The organism is Vibrio methylphosphonaticus (assembly GCF_023634655.1).
GTDB lineage: Bacteria > Pseudomonadota > Gammaproteobacteria > Enterobacterales > Vibrionaceae > Vibrio > Vibrio methylphosphonaticus.
In genome coordinates this window covers 56,694-76,081 of the sequence record NZ_JAMKMS010000003.1, presented here as the reverse complement: position 1 = coordinate 76,081, position 19,388 = coordinate 56,694, and the positions used below count along the sequence as shown (strand labels likewise).

11 protein-coding genes are annotated in these 19,388 nt (G+C 42.5%); 7 read left to right on the top strand and 4 right to left on the bottom strand.

All coding sequences use genetic code 11. The features are described 5' to 3' along the window. Positions 1–94: 94 nt before the first annotated feature. From M9196_RS04475 to M9196_RS04465, 3 genes are all read right to left on the bottom strand, one after another. Entirely contained in the window at positions 95–265 is a 171-nt protein-coding gene (locus tag M9196_RS04475; protein ID WP_250616336.1) for a hypothetical protein, read from the bottom strand. Positions 266–468: 203 nt separating this feature from the next. After that, positions 469–2,088 carry a cellulose biosynthesis protein BcsG gene (gene bcsG, locus M9196_RS04470; RefSeq protein ID WP_250616335.1) on the bottom strand — a complete coding sequence of 540 codons (1,620 nt, stop codon included), beginning with the start codon at positions 2,086–2,088 and terminating at the stop codon, positions 469–471. Positions 2,089–2,239: 151 nt separating this feature from the next. After that, entirely contained in the window at positions 2,240–3,670 is a 1,431-nt protein-coding gene (locus tag M9196_RS04465; protein WP_250616334.1) for a BcsE family c-di-GMP-binding protein, read from the bottom strand. Positions 3,671–3,975: 305 nt separating this feature from the next. Here M9196_RS04465 and M9196_RS04460 point away from each other — a divergent pair, with 305 nt between their 5' ends. From M9196_RS04460 to M9196_RS04440, 5 genes are read left to right on the top strand one after another with little or no spacing between them, the layout of a single operon-like run. Next, positions 3,976–4,692 carry a cellulose synthase operon protein YhjQ/BcsQ gene (locus M9196_RS04460; RefSeq protein ID WP_250616333.1) on the top strand — a complete coding sequence of 239 codons (717 nt, stop codon included), beginning with the start codon at positions 3,976–3,978 and terminating at the stop codon, positions 4,690–4,692. Positions 4,693–4,702: 10 nt separating this feature from the next. Then, on the top strand, positions 4,703–7,249 hold the full coding sequence (gene bcsA, locus M9196_RS04455; protein ID WP_250616332.1) for a UDP-forming cellulose synthase catalytic subunit: 2,547 nt from the start codon (positions 4,703–4,705) through the stop codon (positions 7,247–7,249). A gap of 10 nt (positions 7,250–7,259) precedes the next feature. After that, complete coding sequence (gene bcsB, locus M9196_RS04450) at positions 7,260–9,500, top strand: cellulose biosynthesis cyclic di-GMP-binding regulatory protein BcsB (RefSeq protein WP_250616331.1); 2,241 nt, start codon at positions 7,260–7,262, stop codon at positions 9,498–9,500. Beyond that, on the top strand, positions 9,493–10,668 hold the full coding sequence (bcsZ, locus tag M9196_RS04445; protein ID WP_250616330.1) for a cellulose synthase complex periplasmic endoglucanase BcsZ: 1,176 nt from the start codon (positions 9,493–9,495) through the stop codon (positions 10,666–10,668). The genes bcsB and bcsZ overlap by 8 nt, the downstream gene beginning before the upstream one ends. Further along, entirely contained in the window at positions 10,668–14,249 is a 3,582-nt protein-coding gene (locus M9196_RS04440; protein ID WP_250616329.1) for a cellulose synthase subunit BcsC-related outer membrane protein, read from the top strand. Before bcsZ ends, M9196_RS04440 begins: the two co-directional genes overlap by 1 nt. Before the next feature lie 132 nt (positions 14,250–14,381). Here M9196_RS04440 and M9196_RS04435 read toward each other — a convergent pair whose 3' ends face one another. Next, positions 14,382–16,829, bottom strand: a complete 2,448-nt coding sequence (locus tag M9196_RS04435; RefSeq protein ID WP_250616328.1) for a metallophosphoesterase — start codon at positions 16,827–16,829, stop codon at positions 14,382–14,384. A gap of 228 nt (positions 16,830–17,057) precedes the next feature. Here M9196_RS04435 and M9196_RS04430 point away from each other — a divergent pair, with 228 nt between their 5' ends. Then, positions 17,058–17,693: a hypothetical protein gene (locus M9196_RS04430; protein WP_250616327.1), complete on the top strand. Its 636-nt coding sequence runs from the start codon at positions 17,058–17,060 to the stop codon at positions 17,691–17,693. A 508-nt stretch (positions 17,694–18,201) separates the two neighbouring features. Continuing rightward, positions 18,202–19,155, top strand: coding sequence for a TerC/Alx family metal homeostasis membrane protein (locus tag M9196_RS04425; protein ID WP_250616326.1), 954 nt, complete (start codon positions 18,202–18,204; stop codon positions 19,153–19,155). Positions 19,156–19,388 lie beyond the last annotated feature (233 nt).

Sequence of the window (19,388 nt, the reverse complement as noted above, 5' to 3'; positions counted from 1 at the left end):
TTATCATCTGAGCGCATGCATGAATTGGACAGTCTCCATCAGCACGAATGACGTCGTGCTGATGGACGATAAATATAGTGCGAACGTCACAAACCTAGTCTTTCTTCTCAATCGTCACTTCAATGGTCTTACTGGTTCCGGCAAACCATTTTTGAACATACAGCGACCCAACAATGGGTGCAGTGCCTTCTTCTGGGACTTCTTGGTAACGAACACTGTTTTTGGTTTCTTTTTCGTATTCAAATCGAACGGTTTTCTTTGACATGATTTCTCCGCAATAGATGTTGATTAGCGCTGATTTATCTTGCGAAATATAACAAGATTTGAATGCTCACGGGAGCGTTTTTATGAATGATCCAACGCCTAGCTCTAGCGACCCTTCACGCATTCTTCGCTATGAATGAGCGACCAAAATACTTATGTTATCCTAATACTTATGTTGTCCTAATACTTATCTTGGGCTCAACATCATTGTTTGTACTCTGTCCAGGATGTTTCATCAAAGCTATAGAACTGCTTACCATCAACTTCTAGCATGGTTGTTCCTTGGTTTTGGGATACGACCGGTGTTTGCGGTAAATTCTCAATGAGTGAGTTGAGAGTGACACTCTCTCCCTGATAGATGCCACTTGACGCGATGTTGGCTATCAAGTCACTGATCGCTAAAAAACTAACCGGTGTATCAACAGTGATTTGCTGCTGTTCCACTATGGTCGCATTACCAAAGAATTTTACGCCTACCGGGACAGAGGTAATGGCTTTGGTTGGGATTTCCCTCATTCCTGAAATTTGCATGCGATCGCCTCTCACCGCTGCACCATGTTCAGGCAGAAGGACCACAACAACATTACGTCCACTTGCTGTTAAGTTTTGAAAAAAGGCGTAAAGTTCATCAAGCAATTTAGCTTGTTGTCGTTTGTATGTAACTAGGCGTGAACCTGACTCACCAATCACACGGTTGCCATCGTGAATACTAATAGTGTTATACAAAGTCACGGTCGGTTTATCGTGATTGATACTATTCCACTTAGATAAGACCTCTTGGTCACTATAAATTTTGGTTCCGTCAAACGCGTATTGTGATGGTTGCATTTCATCGACATTTACAGCAGCGGTAAAAGGACCAATATTACTCGCAATATGTTTGTTAAATCCGTCGAATTTTCCATCGTGATTCATCAACACTTCTTTCTCAAACCCGAGTCGATGCAACTCGTCAAACAACGAGCACTGTTTTGTTAGCTTGTTATCAAACAGAGCGGCGTGACTTTGTTGACCGCAGTTAGCTCGAAGGATGCGTAATACTGCAGGCCCACTATAAGACGTTGCAGAATTGAACTTGTTAAAGACAATATCAAGTTCTTCAAATAGTGGGTGATCAATGTTGCCGCTGAATTCTAAGTCATCCCAGCTTAATGAGCAGATATTGATAAACAGAATGTCATAGTTGGGCGTGATATTTTCAATCGATGACAACGAAGAAGTTAAGCTCGATTGGAGTGAAAAGAAATCCGTAAGATAGCGATTAAGCCCTTCAGCTGAGGTATCAATTTGAACGTCGTTGATGTCTGCCTGGCTCGAAAGGGGGAGATCTAATCCGCTGTTATCATTTCCCGATAGTACAACATTTGGAGCAGCGATAGGCTGCCATAATGATGGTGGAATCGTACACGCGATCATGGCCAAAATCACAAACGTGGATAACCGAAAAATCTGGTTGAGGTATAAATAACCGAGGCTTGCAAGTGAGATTAATACGACGAGATCAAAGGAAACGAAATCGATAGCAAGAGACAGCAAATAAGTGGAATCAAATTGGCGAATGAGATCCCATTGGCTTGTTAAGCGCTCAAGCGGTGGAAGAAACGAATCATGGTGCAAGAGCAGTAAAGCGAAAATTATTGCCATCAAATGACGGGTTCGGTTTAACCACCGATTCGGGATCGGAAACGTGACGAATGCAAGTAATGCAAAATTATAAAGAGCGTCAAACTTCAGCGTGTCATTCCAAAACAGAAAAACTTTTAATGCGAAATAGACTGTCCACCAGCCGAGGAACCAAGAGTATGTGCGAGAGGTCGTATTCATAGTTAAAATTTGGTTTTCTTCAAATATTTGGGGCGTTTAAAAATAAGTAAATAGAAGACTTTTACTAAGCGAAATACCAAGGGTGCGAAAAGGCAAACAGCAATGCCAACCCCGGTAAAGAAACCAGCCACGATGAAAAACTCATTAATGTTCATATTGATTCCCAGTCAACCTTAACGGCTTTGTTACTCGATAATACTGTCTTCTTGACCAGCCCGTTAGGAGAAGGCGCTTGTATAGTTGAGTGACTAAGTTGACTAAGCTCTTTCAATTTATCAAGTATGTCATTGTGCGTCGTTAACGTGTTTATTTGAGAAAAAATCTCAGTAGTCGAAATAGAAAATACATTACTTAACGCTTGGGATACTTCATAAAGTCTCAGTGAGCTGAAAAACAGCACAATACGACCATCGAGGGTCGTTGCTATATCTCCTTTGCGCCTCAACGTGCAGTAACTTTTTGCTTCTGCAATCGAAACAGATGAAAAAGGAATCAGTTCCACCAGGGCAAACTCTAGTTGCGAATGCTTAATTTTGTCAACGACGTTGTTGGTCACGTCCATAAACACATTAAATTCCTGAAATCCAATGTGATTCAACGGGCTTTGGAAGAAGCTTTCGAGTGTTGTTAAAGCTACGTTACTGCGGTCCATTGTCGTGAGAGAGGCAAGGCGTACTTGGTCAAAAATTACTGAATCAGAGCGATAATGTTCGATAATATTTTGCGCACCCGCATTAATGAGCATATGAAAATCATTGTAGCGAATACAGGGTGTACCTTCCTTGACAAGAATTCGTAACGACTCCCCAAACTTTTGTTTGAATGTATAGACTTCTCTGGTGACTCGCTCTATCTCTTGAAAACTCTGACAGGTAAAAATAATGACGGCGTTTTGTATGTTAGAGATGCTGGATTCTATTTCACTGCTACAACTAAAGGCATGGTAACCATGAGTAATAATAAAATGTTCTGGCGCAGCCGCTTGGTGGATAAATACAGGCAGTGATTCAGCAAGTGAATGACTAGATGTGGAACTGTCTAGTTTAAATGCTTTGTTGTATACCCGAGTGTCACCTGATTGATATTTAATTACATTAGAGTAAGTATTTCCTTGAATGGAAAATATTTCACCGAGATAGAAGCGGTTTGATATCAATGATTTAGGTATAACACTTTGAATGTAGGAAGAATCCGAATTAACGACGATTATAGTCAGGTTTTGAAATGTATCCATACATGTTTGAATGATGATCCCTACATCAAACTGTTTCAGGTTGTTACGGTCAATAATAATGGCGTAATGATGGCTTTCAATGTTTTTTATCTGAGTTAAGTCATCCAAAAAACAAGCAGCCGATAATGTGTTTTCTGGCAAGTATATCTCGGAAAACATGGAGTTTAATACGTGTTTGAGGTGCTTCGTTGATGAGTCATCGATGGGTTCTTTTGGTAAGATTTCACCTTTAGCTATGTTTGATAGCAATACGGAAAATTGCCGTTCGACTAATGGTATATTAAAACCATTAATTGCGAGCAAGTGCATGTTTTTCCATGAATCGAACCCGATAACTTGTTGAATCATTAACTAAAGATCTCATTTGGGCTGCTGTTTTGTTAAAAGTAGTGTACTATGCTGAATCTGTATAGACAAATAGATTCAGGAGAGCAATGATTAACGGTGCGTCGGACATTTCACAAATTTATAAAGCGTATGGTTTAGATTGTAGTTCTTATAAGAATATAACGAAAAATCAAGAGTTAGAAAGCACTTATGAAAAGTGGCAATTTTTAAGTAAGCGACCTTTAGGTGAAAGTATCATAAGTAATAAGGTGCACATTAAGGAGGTTGCGACAAATAATAATCTTGTTAGTACTAGCGAGTGATAAATGGCAGTAATTTCAGTTCAAGCGATAAATAGTGGTTCCGGAGCCGGTACAGTCGCCGCCAATTTAGCTGCTTCTTATACCGAACGAGGCCAAAAGGTTTTATTCATTGAGCTTGATTCTCGAAATTTGGTTGGTTGTTGGTTTGGTCATAATGCACTAGATAGTGATGGTTGGTCTAACGTATATAGTCTAGGGAAATCATGGAAGAGTGCTCTTTTTAAAAGCCCAGCGGGGACTTACTTTTTACCTTATGGTGATGCCTCGCTCGATATTGAAATAGCGGTTAACGTGTTAACTGAAATGCTTAGCACTGCTCCATCTAAGTTCGATAGCATAATAATACTGTTGCCAGTGGGCATTAGTCTGGAAAATTATGGTATTGAATGTGATTTGGCTATTAAGGTTGTTAACCCTAGCCCGGTATCTGTGATGACGTTGTCCAGATGGTTACAAGCTAATGATACAACTGATAATATTCGTTTTGTTATGAATGCATGTCGCCACGATGTTCGTTTAAACCTTGATCTCACTTTAGTCCTAGAGGAGATGCTAGGCGATAAACTACTATCCTCATATATTTACTTCGATATATCTATCCAAGAGACATTTGCCGAACTATCAAATGTCATGGTGTCTGCACCATATTCTCAAAGCCACATAGAGTTTAAGCAGTTGGCGACAGTAACCATGTCATACTTGGAACAGAGACAACGTTAGGGCAATTGCGATGATTGTAGCTAAGACATTTGTTTCCCCTGAGGTGTATCGCTCGTTCTCTGAGTCTTTGCAAATACCTGAGTATTCACTGGGTTCACGTCATCTGATTTTGTTCGTTTTGTTCGTGTTCTCTAAGGCATTTCTTCGACACCCTTTAGAGCGTCAAACTTGGGATAAGACATTCCCACATGTGGATATTGACCACTTTAAAGTGACTGATACTATCCGCGTGTGTGTACAGTTGATCTGGCTTTTGTGTGTTAAGCAGAGTTTTAACTTTGAACAGTGGTACGTCGTTGTTCACCTAAAAGTACTAGGCAAAGGTATAAGCCAATGTATGTCTAGTTTGCGACACTTGACTCAAGCCGTTGTGTCGTCGCTTGATACTAAATTAGACTCAATAGGCTCAGATAAGGGGGCAAATCGAGTCCTACCGAACCCACTATTATTTAGTCTCTTACTAATCCTAACGGCCTTATGTTTAACGGTACCATTTTCTATTTCTGCGCAGATGGTATTTGTTGGTACGCTAGCGCTCATCGCTTTTTCTATACGGGGTCTAAAAGGCCGGCTTCCGAATCTACTTCTCATTATTCTTTCGCTCATCGCGTCTTGCCGTTACATTTGGTGGAGATATAGCTCAACGATTAATTGGGATAAGGATCTAGATATGATCCTTGGATTAATTTTGCTCATGGCAGAAACGTATTCTTGGCTTGTGTTGCTGTTAAGTTACTTTCAGTCAATTTGGCCCCTCAATCGAAAGCCAATATTGTTGCCTTCTTCAACTAAGCAGTGGCCGACGATTGATCTCTATATCCCTACCTATAACGAAGAGTTAGAAGTGGTTAGGGCAACGGTGTTAGCGGCTAAGACGATAGACTGGCCTAAGAGCAAATTGAATATTTATATTCTTGATGATGGAAAACGAGATGACTTTCAAGCATTTTCGGAGCAAGTTGGGGTGGGTTACATTCGCCGTCCTACTAACGAACATGCGAAAGCGGGCAACCTAAATTATGCTTTGGCACAGACTTCTGGGGAGTTTGTAGCGATATTTGATTGTGACCATATTCCTACCCGCGCGTTTTTTCAAGTCACAATGGGCGCGTTTCTCAAAGATGAAAAGCTGGCGTTAGTGCAGACCCCTCATCATTTTTTCTCGCCCGATCCGTTTGAACGAAACTTATCTAACTTTAGAAAATTGCCCAATGAAGGGAACCTGTTTTATGGTTTGATTCAAGATGGTAACGATATGTGGGACGCCACATTTTTTTGCGGTTCGTGTGCAATATTGAGGCGGGCACCCTTAGAAGAAGTTGGTGGTGTGGCCGTAGAAACTGTCACTGAAGATGCTCATACCGCACTGAAAATGCATCGTCTTGGTTATCGAAGTGCGTACTTAAAAGAACCTATATCCGCGGGCCTTGCGACCGATAGTCTCTCGGCTCATATTGGACAGCGGATTCGTTGGGCAAGAGGGATGGCTCAAATCTTTCGAGTGGACAATCCTCTGTTTGGTCGCGGGCTAAAATGGCAACAACGTTTGTGTTACCTAAACGGCATGATGCACTTCCTAAGTGGAATACCACGACTTGTATTTATGGTAGCGCCGTTAGCGTTTTTACTCCTAGACGTTTACATCATCTATGCACCAGCGTTAGCGATTGTTTTATTTGTGCTTCCGCATATCTTCCACGCGAATGTAGCGAATTCCAGAATACAGGGGAAATATCGTCATTCATTTTGGGGCGAAGTGTACGAAACCGTATTAGCTTGGTATATAGCGATACCGACAACCGTTGCATTAATCGCACCAAATAAAGGTACATTTAATGTGACAGAAAAAGGGGGCTTGATAAAAACAAGCTTCTTTGATTGGAATATCAGTAAGCCGATTATTGCGTTATTACTGCTTAATGTATTGGGTATGAGTGTAGGAATTTATCGCTTATTTGATGATGAATTTACTCAAACCACAACCGTTCTCGTTAACTTATTCTGGACGGTTTATAATTTATTTGTTCTTGGGGTTGCCTTAGCGGTTGCTGCGGAAGAGAAACAAGTTCGCCAAACCCATCGGATCGATGTGGATTACGCTATTTCTTTTAGCACTATTGATGGGCATCACTATCCTGCACAATTAAAAGATTTCTCTTTTGGTGGACTAGGGTTTGATACTCATCCGGAGATTAAGCTGAATGTCGGGGATAAAGTACACGTCGCATTGCAACGTTATGGCATCACAGAATCGTTTTTATGTGAAATTAAGTTCTGTCGTGACGGTACAGTAGGGACTCAACTCATGCCGATGACTCTGGAGAAGGAGAAACATTTCATCCAGTGTACGTTTGCTCGTTCTGATACCTGGTCTCAGTGGCAAAAATCGTATGATGAAGATAGACCACTAGAAAGCTTAAAAGGTATGGCGTTTGTTAGTGTCATTGGATTTCGAAAAATTGTGGATTATAGCCCTATGATGATTCAAAGGGCGTATATGGGAATGGAAAAGTTTGTTTTGGTTTTGACGTCATTCAGACCAAAGTGGATGGTGTAGGGAAGTAATAATGAAAATAATGCGAGCGCTTTCGATTTTGTCTTTGAGTATGATGTCGTCGATACTTTCTGCATCCGAGATAGATACCGCCATATCATCTCAGGAACATGGCAAACTCGAATACACTTTTGCTGATATCGCTGGGGATTCATCTATTGCGATGAAAGGTAACCAAAGCGTGGCGTATCTTGGCTTTGGATCTCGTTTAGACCAAGTAATTACAGGTGGGTCATTACATCTGGAGTTTTATCCATCCCCCGCACTTAGAGCGTCAGTGTCGCATCTCCGAGTGTTTTTGAATAATGAACTTATGGATGTGATTCAAATCGATAGTGACCCTTCTACGCCAAAGCAAAGTCAAACCATAGCGTTAGATGGACGGTTTTTTAAAAATTATAACCAATTAAAGTTTGAACTAAATGGCCAGATCGACGCCCAGTGTAGTGATGGCAATGACCCTGCGTTGTGGTGGGAATTGAGTTCAGCAAGCGCAATCCAGCTTGATGTTAGAAACCTAGCCATTGCGAATGAGCTCAGCTTATTGCCGGCACCTTTTTTTGATGCCCGTGATTTTCATGACGTTACGATTCCGTTCGTGGTGCCACAAGGTTTATCTCTAACCAATATTCATTCCGTATCTAACGTGGCAAGTTATTTTGCGAGCTATGTAAAGTGGCGAGATATTGAGTTTCCAGTTTACAGCGATACACTGCCGGGTCGACATGCGGTGGTGTTTGCGACCAATAACGCCAGACCGGCGTTCCTAAAAGATTTACCTCGTATTACGCAACCAACGATTCAGATGGTTAGTCATCCCGATAACCCGAAAGTAAAGTTACTATTAATCTTGGGTGCTGATGAGTTGCAATTGTCTCTGGCTGTTAAAGGGTTAGCTGCGAGTAATCAGCTTATGGCTGGTGAGGTTGCCTATGTTAATCAAGTACAAAACTTACAAGTACGCCAACCATACGATGCGCCAAATTGGTTACCAACAGATCGAGCTGTTAGGTTTTCAGAATTAATTGAGGGTGGTTACCAACTTGAAAGTCAGGGAGTAAATCTAGCGCCTATAAATGTGAGTTTCACGTTACCACCCGATCTGTTTACCTGGAATGACAATTCAATACCGCTAAGATTGAATTATCGTCATTCACCTCCTCAAGAGGGTACAGTCGGCTCGAAGTTGAGTGTGACAGTGAACGATGGTTTTGTTCGCGCGTTTTCTCTTGATAGTGAAGGCACGAGCAAGCAGCAACAGATATGGCGACTTCCAGTATTCGGAAGTGAGTCTTTTTCGGAGTCTCAAAACCTTAAAATACCGGGTTTCAAAGCGGCAACAACTAATACAGTAGGTTTTAACTTTGAGCTCGCAAAAAGTGTCGCGGGGGAATGCCAAGGTAGTTCATCTTCGATTCAATATGCGGCTATTGATGGTAATTCCACGGTAGATTTCTCCGGGTTTCCACATTACATACGAATGCCAAATAGTCAGGTTTTTGCAAGCTCAGGCTTCCCATATTCAAAAATGGCGGATTTATCTGAAACAGCCATCGTAATAACGCCGCAACCAAGCGATAAAGAGATCGAACTGTTGTTAGAAACCGTAGGATTTATTTCTAAGAAAACGGGTTTACCTGCTTATCGGTATACTTTGCTAGATACGTGGGATGAAACGCAACTTACCGACAAAGATATCCTTGTTTTAGGGGTGCAGTCTGCAACCGAGTTTGGACTAGCTTCTGAGTCATTGGCCTACGTTAACTCCTCGGAAGATGGCCAGTTTATGACTGCCGCTGTGAAGCCAGAAAAAGGTAATGCGCAAGACTTAGCTAAGTTTAATGGGCAGCCTGCAACGGTTTCTGCGCATTTGTCGACGCGCGGTGGGTTTGCCTCTATCGCTAGTTTCGAGTCACCCGTGACAAGTAATAGAACCGTCACCGTTTTGTCAGCACGTAATCAGCAGTCCATTCCCTTGTTGAAAAAGGCGCTGACTGAGAACAGTGAGCAATTGTCGGGTTCAGCGGTGGCGATTACCAAATACGATATTACCAGCTATCAAATCGGAGACCATTATTTTGTTGGCTCGTTGCCTCTTTATGATTTAATTTGGTATCACTTTTCCGATAGACCGATGGTGATGGTAATGGTCGCGTTGCTTTTGGTTATGGGCTTCACATTATTGGCTTGGAGAATGCTTCGAGCCTACGCCTCTCGCCGGTTAGGTAGCACTATGGAGCATCGTAATGACTAGGTTAATAACCATTTTACTATGTATGGCTTCGTTTTCACTCGCTTGGGCACAAGACAAGACTACCTGGCAGCAATTTAAAGACGTTTACATTATTGATAATGGGCGAGTAGTTGACGGTTCTGATGCAAGAAGAATCACAACCTCAGAAGGACAATCTTATGCATTATTCTTTGCGTTAATAGAAAATGATCGAAAAACGTTTGATGAGGTGTATGAGTGGACTCGCAATCACCTTGCTGAAGGAGACCTGACCGCTCGATTGCCTGCATGGTTGTGGGGAACTTCCGAAAATAGACAGACAATATTAGACAGTAATTCGGCGTCAGATTCTGATCTTTGGATAGCCTATACCTTGATCGAAGCAGGACGTTTGTGGCAAAGCGATTACTATCAAAATGTCGGACACTTGTTAGCGCTGCGCATCCTTGCGGAAGAAACCATTAGTTTGACACCGGGTCATCGGCAGCTCGTTCCAGGGAAGCAGGGCTTTATCAGTAATTCTGTAGTGAAACTCAACCCTAGCTATGTTCCGTTACCTCTACTGGCAAAATTCGTACATTCATCTCGCGACAAACGTTGGCACGAACTGTGGTCTGGCTCAATGCAGCTCTTGTTACAAACTCAGCATAAGGGGTTAAGCCCTGACTGGGTACTCTATGATGGTAGCCAGTATTATTATGACAACCAAACAACATCTGAAGGGAGTTACAACGCTATTCGGACCTACTTATGGGCGGGTATGATGCCGGTTGGTATGGATAACCAAACGGTCATCCTAGAGTCTTTGAAACCGCTTGCGAAGCAAATCAATACAGACAAGCAGGTGCCGTTAATGACGTTTGCGAACGAGGGTTTGACAGAAGGCATTGCGCCTATTGGTTTCAAAGCTGCGATGCTACCTTTCTTGGCCGCTAATGGTGATGATGATCTCGCTGCTACTTTTTATTCAGACACGCTCGCTCAACTCATTACCGACCGAGATGACGAGTATTATAACAATGTGTTGGCGATGTTTGGGACGGCGTGGTACTTGGAAAAATTTCGCTTTAGCCCTAAGGGAGAATTGATGTTGCCTTGGGCGGAAAATGAACCGTCTCGCTATCAAGAAGAAGCCAGTACTCAGACCATAACCAATGGTCAGGCGAAATCTACTAGTCAGGCTAAATAATGCTAAGGGTGCCCAATTTTGCTTCAGGTTTATGTACGCTCGCTTTACTCGGGGGAGTGCCGGTTTGTGCTGCTACTAATGCACCTGTTATATATTACCAATCGGCGCCTTCGTGGTTAGAAAACCAAATTGTTATTGGTGAACTAAAAAAAGACGAAGAATTGGTACTGTCTGCCGTCGAGCGTTGGCTAGCGATCGAACCAACCAACTCAGAGGCGTTGTTTGCCAAAGGACGCTGGTTAGTAAGAAACGATCAGTTTGATTTGGCGACGTCATTGCTTGCAAAAGTAAAAATGCTGGATAATAAAGATATTATCCGAGCATTTGAATCTTACTTAATAGTTAACGGTGAGAAAAAGAGTGATTTTAACCAGATATTATTACTACAAAAAGGTGGGCAGAATGCTGCGGCACTAACCCGTTTCAATGCTTTGTTTGACTCTGGCCGCCCCGATATTACTTACGAACTGGAATATCTGGACTTATTATCGACCTTTCCTGAACATGCCGATGAAACTCTTAAGGGATACCAAGCGCTCGATACGGCATTTCCACACGTTGGTGAAATTCAAATTCGTTTGGCTCGTCACTTAGCCCGTTACTACGATGAAAAGAAAGCCATCGAAATATATAAAAACTTAGCCAATGATGCTCAGTTGGGCGCCTTTGCAAGTAGCTTGTGGCTAAATGAGTTGGACTCACAACCACTCTCACAACAATGGTTTGACACCTATTCGCTGGTGGCGAGCTATCATCCCGACGATTTATCTATTCAGCAAAAATACGAAACCGCGACAAGCCGCTGGTCGACAGAAAAGAACTTGAGAAAAGACCCTCGCTATCGTGCAAAGCGACGATCGCTGGCAGAAATAAGGCAAGGGAACTACACCGCCTCAGGTTTCAAAGCGCTGCGCGTTGCTAATAAAACGTGGCCGAATGATCCTGATATTCTTGATGCGTTGAGCCGTCATGAATTTCAACGCGGTAATTACGTGGCGGCATTGGCGTATCTGAAACAAGCAAAAGCCAGTGATGATAATCCAGATTTAGCGGACTTTTATTCATCACAAAAACGCTCTATCGAATATTGGCAATCGATCGACTTAGCTCGCCAATCAATGGTCAACCAAAATCTGAATCAGGCGGAAATTTACATTAATAAGGCTCTAGAAATTGACGGTCAAATTGCCTTAGCGTATGTATTTAAAGGGCAAATTTTACGAGGTAAAGGGGATCTTGAACAAGCTAATCAATGGGCCCAAAAGGCCATCGCGCTAGAACCATTGAGTACGAGTGCTCTAGAACTTTGGGTTGAAACGTATCAACCTACACTCGGGGCAGAAGGTCAAATGCTCGCGATAAATACGTTAACCAGTCCTCAGCGCAAAGCGCTACAGTCTTTTTCGGCGAGTGTGGAACATACGGTCATTTTAAACCGCTTAAAGGAGGTGAATTCATTATCTCCTTCACTAGAGCAGTCGCCGTTATTTCAGGACGTTATTGCGAGTACAGCCTACCTCCCTTGGTTGAAAAAAGACATTGCCGAACAGTTACTCCGCTTGGAAGAGCGCGATCTTGCAGATTATATGATGCGTCATGCATACATTGAACATCAGGATGCGCAGCATACTCATGCCTTCTCCCTGTTTTTAGTGTCAGAGAATCGTTGGACCGAGGCTTATGGGATTGTTAGTGAAAATAAGTTAACAACCCTCACACCGTCAGAGCAAGCCACATTTACCAGAATTACGCTGGAATATCATCGTCAAACACTACAAAAGAAAAGTGCAAATGAGCAAGAAATATCACCTTATATCGATCGTGTTGCCGAGCAAAACCTTCCAATTGCGATAGTGTTGTGGAGCGAATTTGGCTACCAAGATGTCGCCAATGAGGCACTAGCATCGGTGGATGTTTCTGCAATGCAAGACTATGAATTAGTGCTTTATTCTCAGGTGACGTTTGACCTTAATCAGGGTGAGTTACATCATGCCGTTTATACTCAAGCCCGAAAACGGAAAATGAATGTTTCCGTCATCGATGATAGAGAACTCGCGTTTAAAGCAGACCAGTATTTAGCAAATAAGCAACCTGATAGAGCGGCTGAGCTGTATGTCGAACTGATCAACTCTGGCTTTAATCTAGGAACGGATCGTTATCTGTCTTTGGTCAGTCAATCCCCAGATCATGCGGAGCAGTTAATTAACGCATCAGCAGATCGAGTACGGTTACTAACGAAAGAGCAGTTTATAACGGCGGAAATCGCCGCGATAAGAACCAGCAATCAAGCCTACGTTAACTTTTTCAATAATCATTCAACGCAGCAAACATTCACAGCGTTTGATTATTGGCGGCTTCAAGAAGAAGCGAATGCAATGAATGACAGGGCTCTGGTGCAGCGTTATGCGGAAAAGAGTTTATTGTTAGATGATAAAGAACGCCATGAATTGACAAGCACACGTTCGATGAGAGCGGCGTATAGAAATGCCGACGATCAATGGATGACCAATGACTTAATTTCGACGCTTGATGTACTGCGGGAAAGAAATCAAAGCTACGTGATGTTTGGTGCAGAATTTAATTCCGTGCCAAATGGAGCCACTTTTTTAACTGCGCCTGTTGAGCTGAGCATCGCAATGCCTGATTGGGATGGCCACTTAAAACTACGCACGGAGAGTGTTTACCTTAATAGCGGCGAGTTAACTTATTATAACGAAGGTGTTAACTTTGAACGAAGCCGTGTTGGGCAAGCATTTTCTGTAGGTTGGCAAGCGTCGCAGTGGCGCGCTGATATTGGCACTACACCCATTGGTTTTCGGATTAGTGATTGGGTAGGTGGGGTCGAAGGGACGAGTACATTTGGTGATGTTTCCATGCGCGCGAGCATTAGTAAACGACCCGTAACGTCTAGCTTGATTTCTTATTCCGGTTTGGAAGTGGCTGATCGCCGTGGCAATGTGACGGAGTTTGGAGGTATTACGCGCGCGGGAGGTACAGTTAGTGCCTCGTGGAATGATGGGCGGCCCTATGGTTTTTGGGGCTACGGTGAGTACCACAAACTAACCGGAAAAAACGTTGCAGACAACGATAGGCTATCGGGTATGTTTGGTGGCTACTACAACCTAATAAGCAGTAACGATCAAGCCTTGTCCATCGGTAGTTCACTGTTCTATATGGGATACGATAAAAACGTCAATGAGGTTGTGGTTGGTCACGGTAATTACTACAGCCCACAGTCTTATGTGTCGGTTTCATTGCCCGTCTCTTATTATCGACGATATAACTACGATTGGACATACGGGGCTCGGGGCACGGTATCGCTTTCCAATGCGAGTTTTGACGCTCCTTATCTGTTGGGGGGGAGCGCAACAACTAGTTCGGGGGTTAGTAGTGCCGTGCAATTGTATACGGAATATAAAATGACAGACCACTGGAGTTTGGTTGGTTATCTTTCTCAACAGTTTTCTAGTGATTATCAACCGAGTCTGTTCAACCTTTATTTTAAATATCACTTTGATCCAGCATGGGAGAGTGCAGAGCTTCAACCTGACCCATTGAGGCTCTACTCCAGCTATTATTAAGAGCGATGTTATATAAGCAGCCCTGAAGACTCAGGGCTGCTTAATAGTTTATAAAGCTTATATGGTTTATAAAGCTCATTAGTTTATAACGTTTAACCGCGTATTAACCCATGAGCTAAGTAATTCAACAACTTATTTGAGCCGGATAGTTTGTGAGTCCTGCGTTTGTGATGGGCTAGACGTAGATCTCATAAACTTAGCACGTTGCTTAATCCACTTGTGCGCCCAATCCTCAGGCGCATTCTCATAAAATCTTTCCACCGTTTGGTTGAGTTCTCGAACGGTTGGAGTGAATGTCAGCGAACTCTTAGCTGTGCCCAAACTGGCCACTTCAACATCGGTTAGTGGTCTTGGCGTGAACAACAACGCGTTTAAGTAAACAGGTTCAGCTTCGTATTTTTGATATTCAGTATCGGTAAATAAACGCATGGTGCTTTTATTCATCGCCCACTTAAATCCTTCGCCAGCACTGTAGCGCATTGTTGAAATGAACTTACCATCCGCATAGAGTTTGTAGACCACATCGCCAGTTTCAGAGGTATAAAACACCAAGGCAATACGATACCAAGTATTCGGCATAAACGTTCCCGCATATTGAGAATACAGTCCTAGTTGATTGCTTTCGTTCAGGTAGATTTCGACTTTATTATTGAGATCATTGGCGTCCAAGATAGCTCGATATTCATTACTACTACTTTCTGGCCAAAGTACATCAAAAGCCAAGGTATAGTTAGAAATCAGGTCTTGTGACGCAAAGTCTCCATTTGCGGCGTGTGTTGTTTGTAACGCTAACTCGCCAATTTCATCAGCGATAAGCGCCTCGAGCTTGATGACATTACCTGTAGAACCATCAGGAAGATCAGGTATACCCAATGCATCGGTGGTGCCACATGTCAGAATAGCGCTATTACAGTCTGCCAGTTCGCCTGTATTTGTCTGTAGCGACAAGGATGATCGTTGACTTTGTTCGCCATTGAATATGTTGTCGGGGTCATTGAAGTTCCATATGGTTGTCGCGTTGATTGCGTCATCGTCACAGCTATAAAGTACGTCGTCTGAATCTATGAATTGGCAGTTGGCGGTACGATTTCGTGCATAAACATCGTAAAGTTGCCAGGCTTCAGCAATGAGTACCGCGTCTTCTTTCTCATAATAATTGGCATTGAAAAATAGTTCAGGGTTCCATGCGGCTGATTTAAACAAGGCAACGTTATAGCGTGTTTGATCATCGACCTCATCGATATTAGGGCCGTTATATTGCAATTGACTACTAGCGTCAACCATGAGCTTAAGCTCAGAGCCCAATACTTGGACCTGATACAGAGCAGTAAATCCAGGCGTATTTGCTGGTTGGCGCTCTATTGGATAGGAGCGGTGGAAATGCTCTTGTGTGAGAGATCCAGGCGCCCAAATTTCACTGTCTTCGATTTCATTTTCATTAAGAATGCTGGCATCAATCTCAAAATACTCCTGCGTCTCTGGATTGGTAAAAGAGCGCATGGCGTTATATAAGATATCTCGCATCTGTGTTCGAGTTGGCTGGCTTTTCGAGACGGCGATTTCGGTATGGGCATCGGGTGCATAGCGACCAAGAATCGTATCAATTTTGTTTTGTGTGGTTTGATCGACACTGGAGGTAAGCTCAATGTCGGTACTGACAATCGGTTGAGTGATGACCGCTGACTTATCACTAAGGTTGAAGGTGATTTCGATATCGGTGTAACCTTTAGCGTTAAAATCGGGAAGCACGACCATGGTATTGTTGATTAATTCCGCTTCTGGCGTGGCGTGAGAGTGCCCACCAAGAATTAAGTCAATACCGTCAACATAGGTCGCCAGAGCCTTATCGGTACCAAATCCTAAATGGCTGAGCATGATCATATAGTCAACGTCTTGTGCATAGTCGCTGATTAATTGTCTTGCTCTGTCGTTCCAGTCCCAGCGCATGCTGAAATCAGGAATAAAATCAGTTTGAGGTTTTACCTCTTGATCTAACTCATTCCAAGGGCCAGAAGTCATACCAAAAAAGCCAATTTTCACACAACCAACTTGAGCAATGGCAAAATTCACACCATCAAAGCCTTGTGGATCATTTCCGTCATATTCAGTATTGGAGGCAAGAACGGTTGCGACGTCATCTCTTGAGTATTTGAGCAGTTGTTCGGGCCCCCATGCAAAGTCATGGTTGCCAATAACACGATAGTCAAAAGCTAGCGCTTGCGTCGCTTCCAAAGTCGCGTCCCCGCGTGATAATTGCTCGGCAACCGAGCCTTTTTCATAATCATCACCGCCATTGGTAAACAACGTATAGGGTTGTTCAGAAAGTGCTTGGTTATGGACGGCTTTGATTTTGCTGTAGTATTTTTCTTGAAATCCAAAATGACCGTGAAGATCGGCAACATGTATAAAACGTACAGTTTGTGATGTGCTGGCGGTGTTGCACTCTGGCCCAAACACTTTGACTGGAGCTGGTGGTATTCTATCTCCGAGCGATACTGTGTCATCACTGTTACATGCAGTGAGAATGAGCGGTAAAGTGCAGGCAACGAGAATCGAAAGGGAATGTGGAGTAACGTTCATGACTGCTTTTATATTTGAATAAGACGAATAAATTCTATCAGATTCCTCAGTTATTCAGAACGGAATGAGGAATAAATTTATGCGAAACTGCGAAGTAGACGATGGTGAGGTGATATAGTACAGCATATCTTTGGAATTAACGTAAATTCAGTGACCTAGCTGAGAGAGCTTGATGGGCAATAGTCGCTTTAATATCAACTTGCCATCATGCACATAAGGCAGGAGAGCATGCAAAAACCAATGAGATTATGGGTTGGAGATAGGCGACATAACCCCGTCTCTATTCTCTTTAAGAATATCCTCTTTAAGAATATGCTATTTACTACGTTGCTATATTTCATGGCTGCTTTCCATGTACAAGCCAGTTGGATCGATGACTTCATCGCAGGACACATTGAGATTAGGGCTTTGAAGGATGTGGAAGCATTAGTGGATGTCTATGATTGCGGAGAAACAGAGCACAAGTATTACTGTGGATTTGATTTAGATTATCGCGGCGTGCCAATGAATGCGGAAATACACCTTACAAAAGGGCAGGTGACTCGCATTAAATTCATCGCTGATATGATGCCATACCACTATACACGTATTCCTTATAATCTTCGTGTTGATAATTATCAGTTAGAAGAAGTGACGGTTGGCCAAGAAAAATTCAATATTCCTGATTTGCTGGGAAACGCCACCCCAGATGAAGTCGATAAGAAACTGGTTGAATTTTTGAACTTACATCGCATTTCTGACTCTAAACTATTTACCTGGATTCATAAAAATGAGATTCAGGATAGGTTCATTACAGATAGGCTCTGTATGAAAAGTGGCAAGGAGCAGATTTCGCTCGAATGGATTTCGAATCCAGCTTTTTAACGTTGTCACACAATAGTCTTACGGTTGTCATTTCACTGTTACATAACCTAAGTAACTTGGAATGCGTAGAGTAGAGAAGGAATTAACCCATGAAAAAAATGAGACGTGCTCGACTTCATCGTTGTCGTATTCAGTATTGGAAAGAAACCAATCAAAAAACAATCGATAAAGAAAAAGCATAAATAAATCAATGCTATAAAATATGTAGTCCCCCCTATGAACCGGCAATCTTTATTGCTGGTTTTGCATTTCTGTCCCCTGGAAAATTGTTTCCAAAAAATTCGTAGACAACCTATAAATTCAGGCATACAATCCGCCCGTTTTGGGGAGTAGTCACCTAAATTATTTGTCGTCATCTCGTTAAGCTAATGCTTATCCGGCAAATAAGAGCATCTTGTGTGCTTTGACGAGACCAACGCAATCAAGTTCGAGTGAGCATTTTCACTCTAGTGTATATTGGTTTGCGGAAGGTCGACACTCACTCATCGTCCTTCTGCCTGGAGGACGTATGCCCTTATCTGTTTACTTTTCATTTCTAGTATTAACGCTAGGTTTAGTCGCGTTAGATATTTATCAAACCCGTGGTGGACTCATCACTATTCGCAAAGCTGCGCTTTGGAGTGGTTTTTGGTTCCTGTTAGCGTTTGCTTTTGCTGCATCAATTTACTTTTATTGGGACGTTTACGCGCCAAGTAGTGATTACAGTGCTGAAAAAGCTACCATTGCGTTTTTAACGGGTTACTTGCTTGAAAAGTCGCTCAGCATCGATAACTTGTTTGTATTCGCGATTATTTTCCACCAATACACAGTGCCTGTTCATTTGAGACCAAGAGCGTTGCTATGGGGCGTAATTGGTGCACTTGTTCTGCGCGCAATCATGATTGCTGTAGGGGCGCAGCTTCTTGCTCAGTTCCACTGGGTCATGTACTTATTTGCGGCGTTTTTAATCTGGACGGGTATACAATTAGCACGCGATCATGGTGAAGATGAAATAAACCCTTTACCGGAGCGAATCATCAGAAAACTCTTCACAGTTTCAGATGATTACCGTGGCAATAAATTGTCGGTGAAAGAAAACGGTAAACGTGTCTTTACGCCAATGTTTATTGTTATCGGTGTGATTGCGTTTATGGATGTGTTGTTTGCGCTTGACTCTATCCCGGCGATTTTTGCCGTTACAAGAGAGCCTTTCTTGGTATTAGCTGCCAATGTGTTTGCTTTGTTAGGGCTACGTTCATTGTATTTTGTACTTGAAGGTATGATGAACCGTTTTGTTTACTTGAAACCAGCGTTGTCTTTCGTCATGGTTTTTATCGGTATCAAAATGTTGTTGGTCGGAAGTACTTGGGCAATACCTACCTGGGTATCCCTTACCGTAATATTGATGACTATGGTACTAGCAACATTAGCGTCGCTGTATCATGAGCGTCATTTACCTAAAGTGCTGGATAAGAACAGTTAACGAGAGGCGGTTGAATTCTAAAAGGAAAAGGGATTATTTTTAAGTAACAAGCGTCTAACAATTGAGCGTAACAGTTTGGGTAAATGAGCAATTATTTGCCCGATTTGTTGTTTTGTGGGTAATTATGCGGTAAATATGAATCGTTAAAAATAACGCTTGTTAAAAGCCTGTTTCATTAGAATAACTAATCTCAATTTCCAAAATTTGTCATTTTTTTACCCACGTCTTGTTGC

Coding starts and splice junctions, on each gene's coding strand:
- M9196_RS04475 (WP_250616336.1), bottom strand. CDS start 265: ATGTCAAAGAAAACCGTTCGATTTGAATACGAAAAAGAAACCAAAAAC.
- bcsG (WP_250616335.1), bottom strand. CDS start 2,088: ATGAATACGACCTCTCGCACATACTCTTGGTTCCTCGGCTGGTGGACA.
- M9196_RS04465 (WP_250616334.1), bottom strand. CDS start 3,670: ATGATTCAACAAGTTATCGGGTTCGATTCATGGAAAAACATGCACTTG.
- M9196_RS04460 (WP_250616333.1), top strand. CDS start 3,976: ATGGCAGTAATTTCAGTTCAAGCGATAAATAGTGGTTCCGGAGCCGGT.
- bcsA (WP_250616332.1), top strand. CDS start 4,703: ATGATTGTAGCTAAGACATTTGTTTCCCCTGAGGTGTATCGCTCGTTC.
- bcsB (WP_250616331.1), top strand. CDS start 7,260: ATGAAAATAATGCGAGCGCTTTCGATTTTGTCTTTGAGTATGATGTCG.
- bcsZ (WP_250616330.1), top strand. CDS start 9,493: ATGACTAGGTTAATAACCATTTTACTATGTATGGCTTCGTTTTCACTC.
- M9196_RS04440 (WP_250616329.1), top strand. CDS start 10,668: ATGCTAAGGGTGCCCAATTTTGCTTCAGGTTTATGTACGCTCGCTTTA.
- M9196_RS04435 (WP_250616328.1), bottom strand. CDS start 16,829: ATGAACGTTACTCCACATTCCCTTTCGATTCTCGTTGCCTGCACTTTA.
- M9196_RS04430 (WP_250616327.1), top strand. CDS start 17,058: ATGCAAAAACCAATGAGATTATGGGTTGGAGATAGGCGACATAACCCC.
- M9196_RS04425 (WP_250616326.1), top strand. CDS start 18,202: ATGCCCTTATCTGTTTACTTTTCATTTCTAGTATTAACGCTAGGTTTA.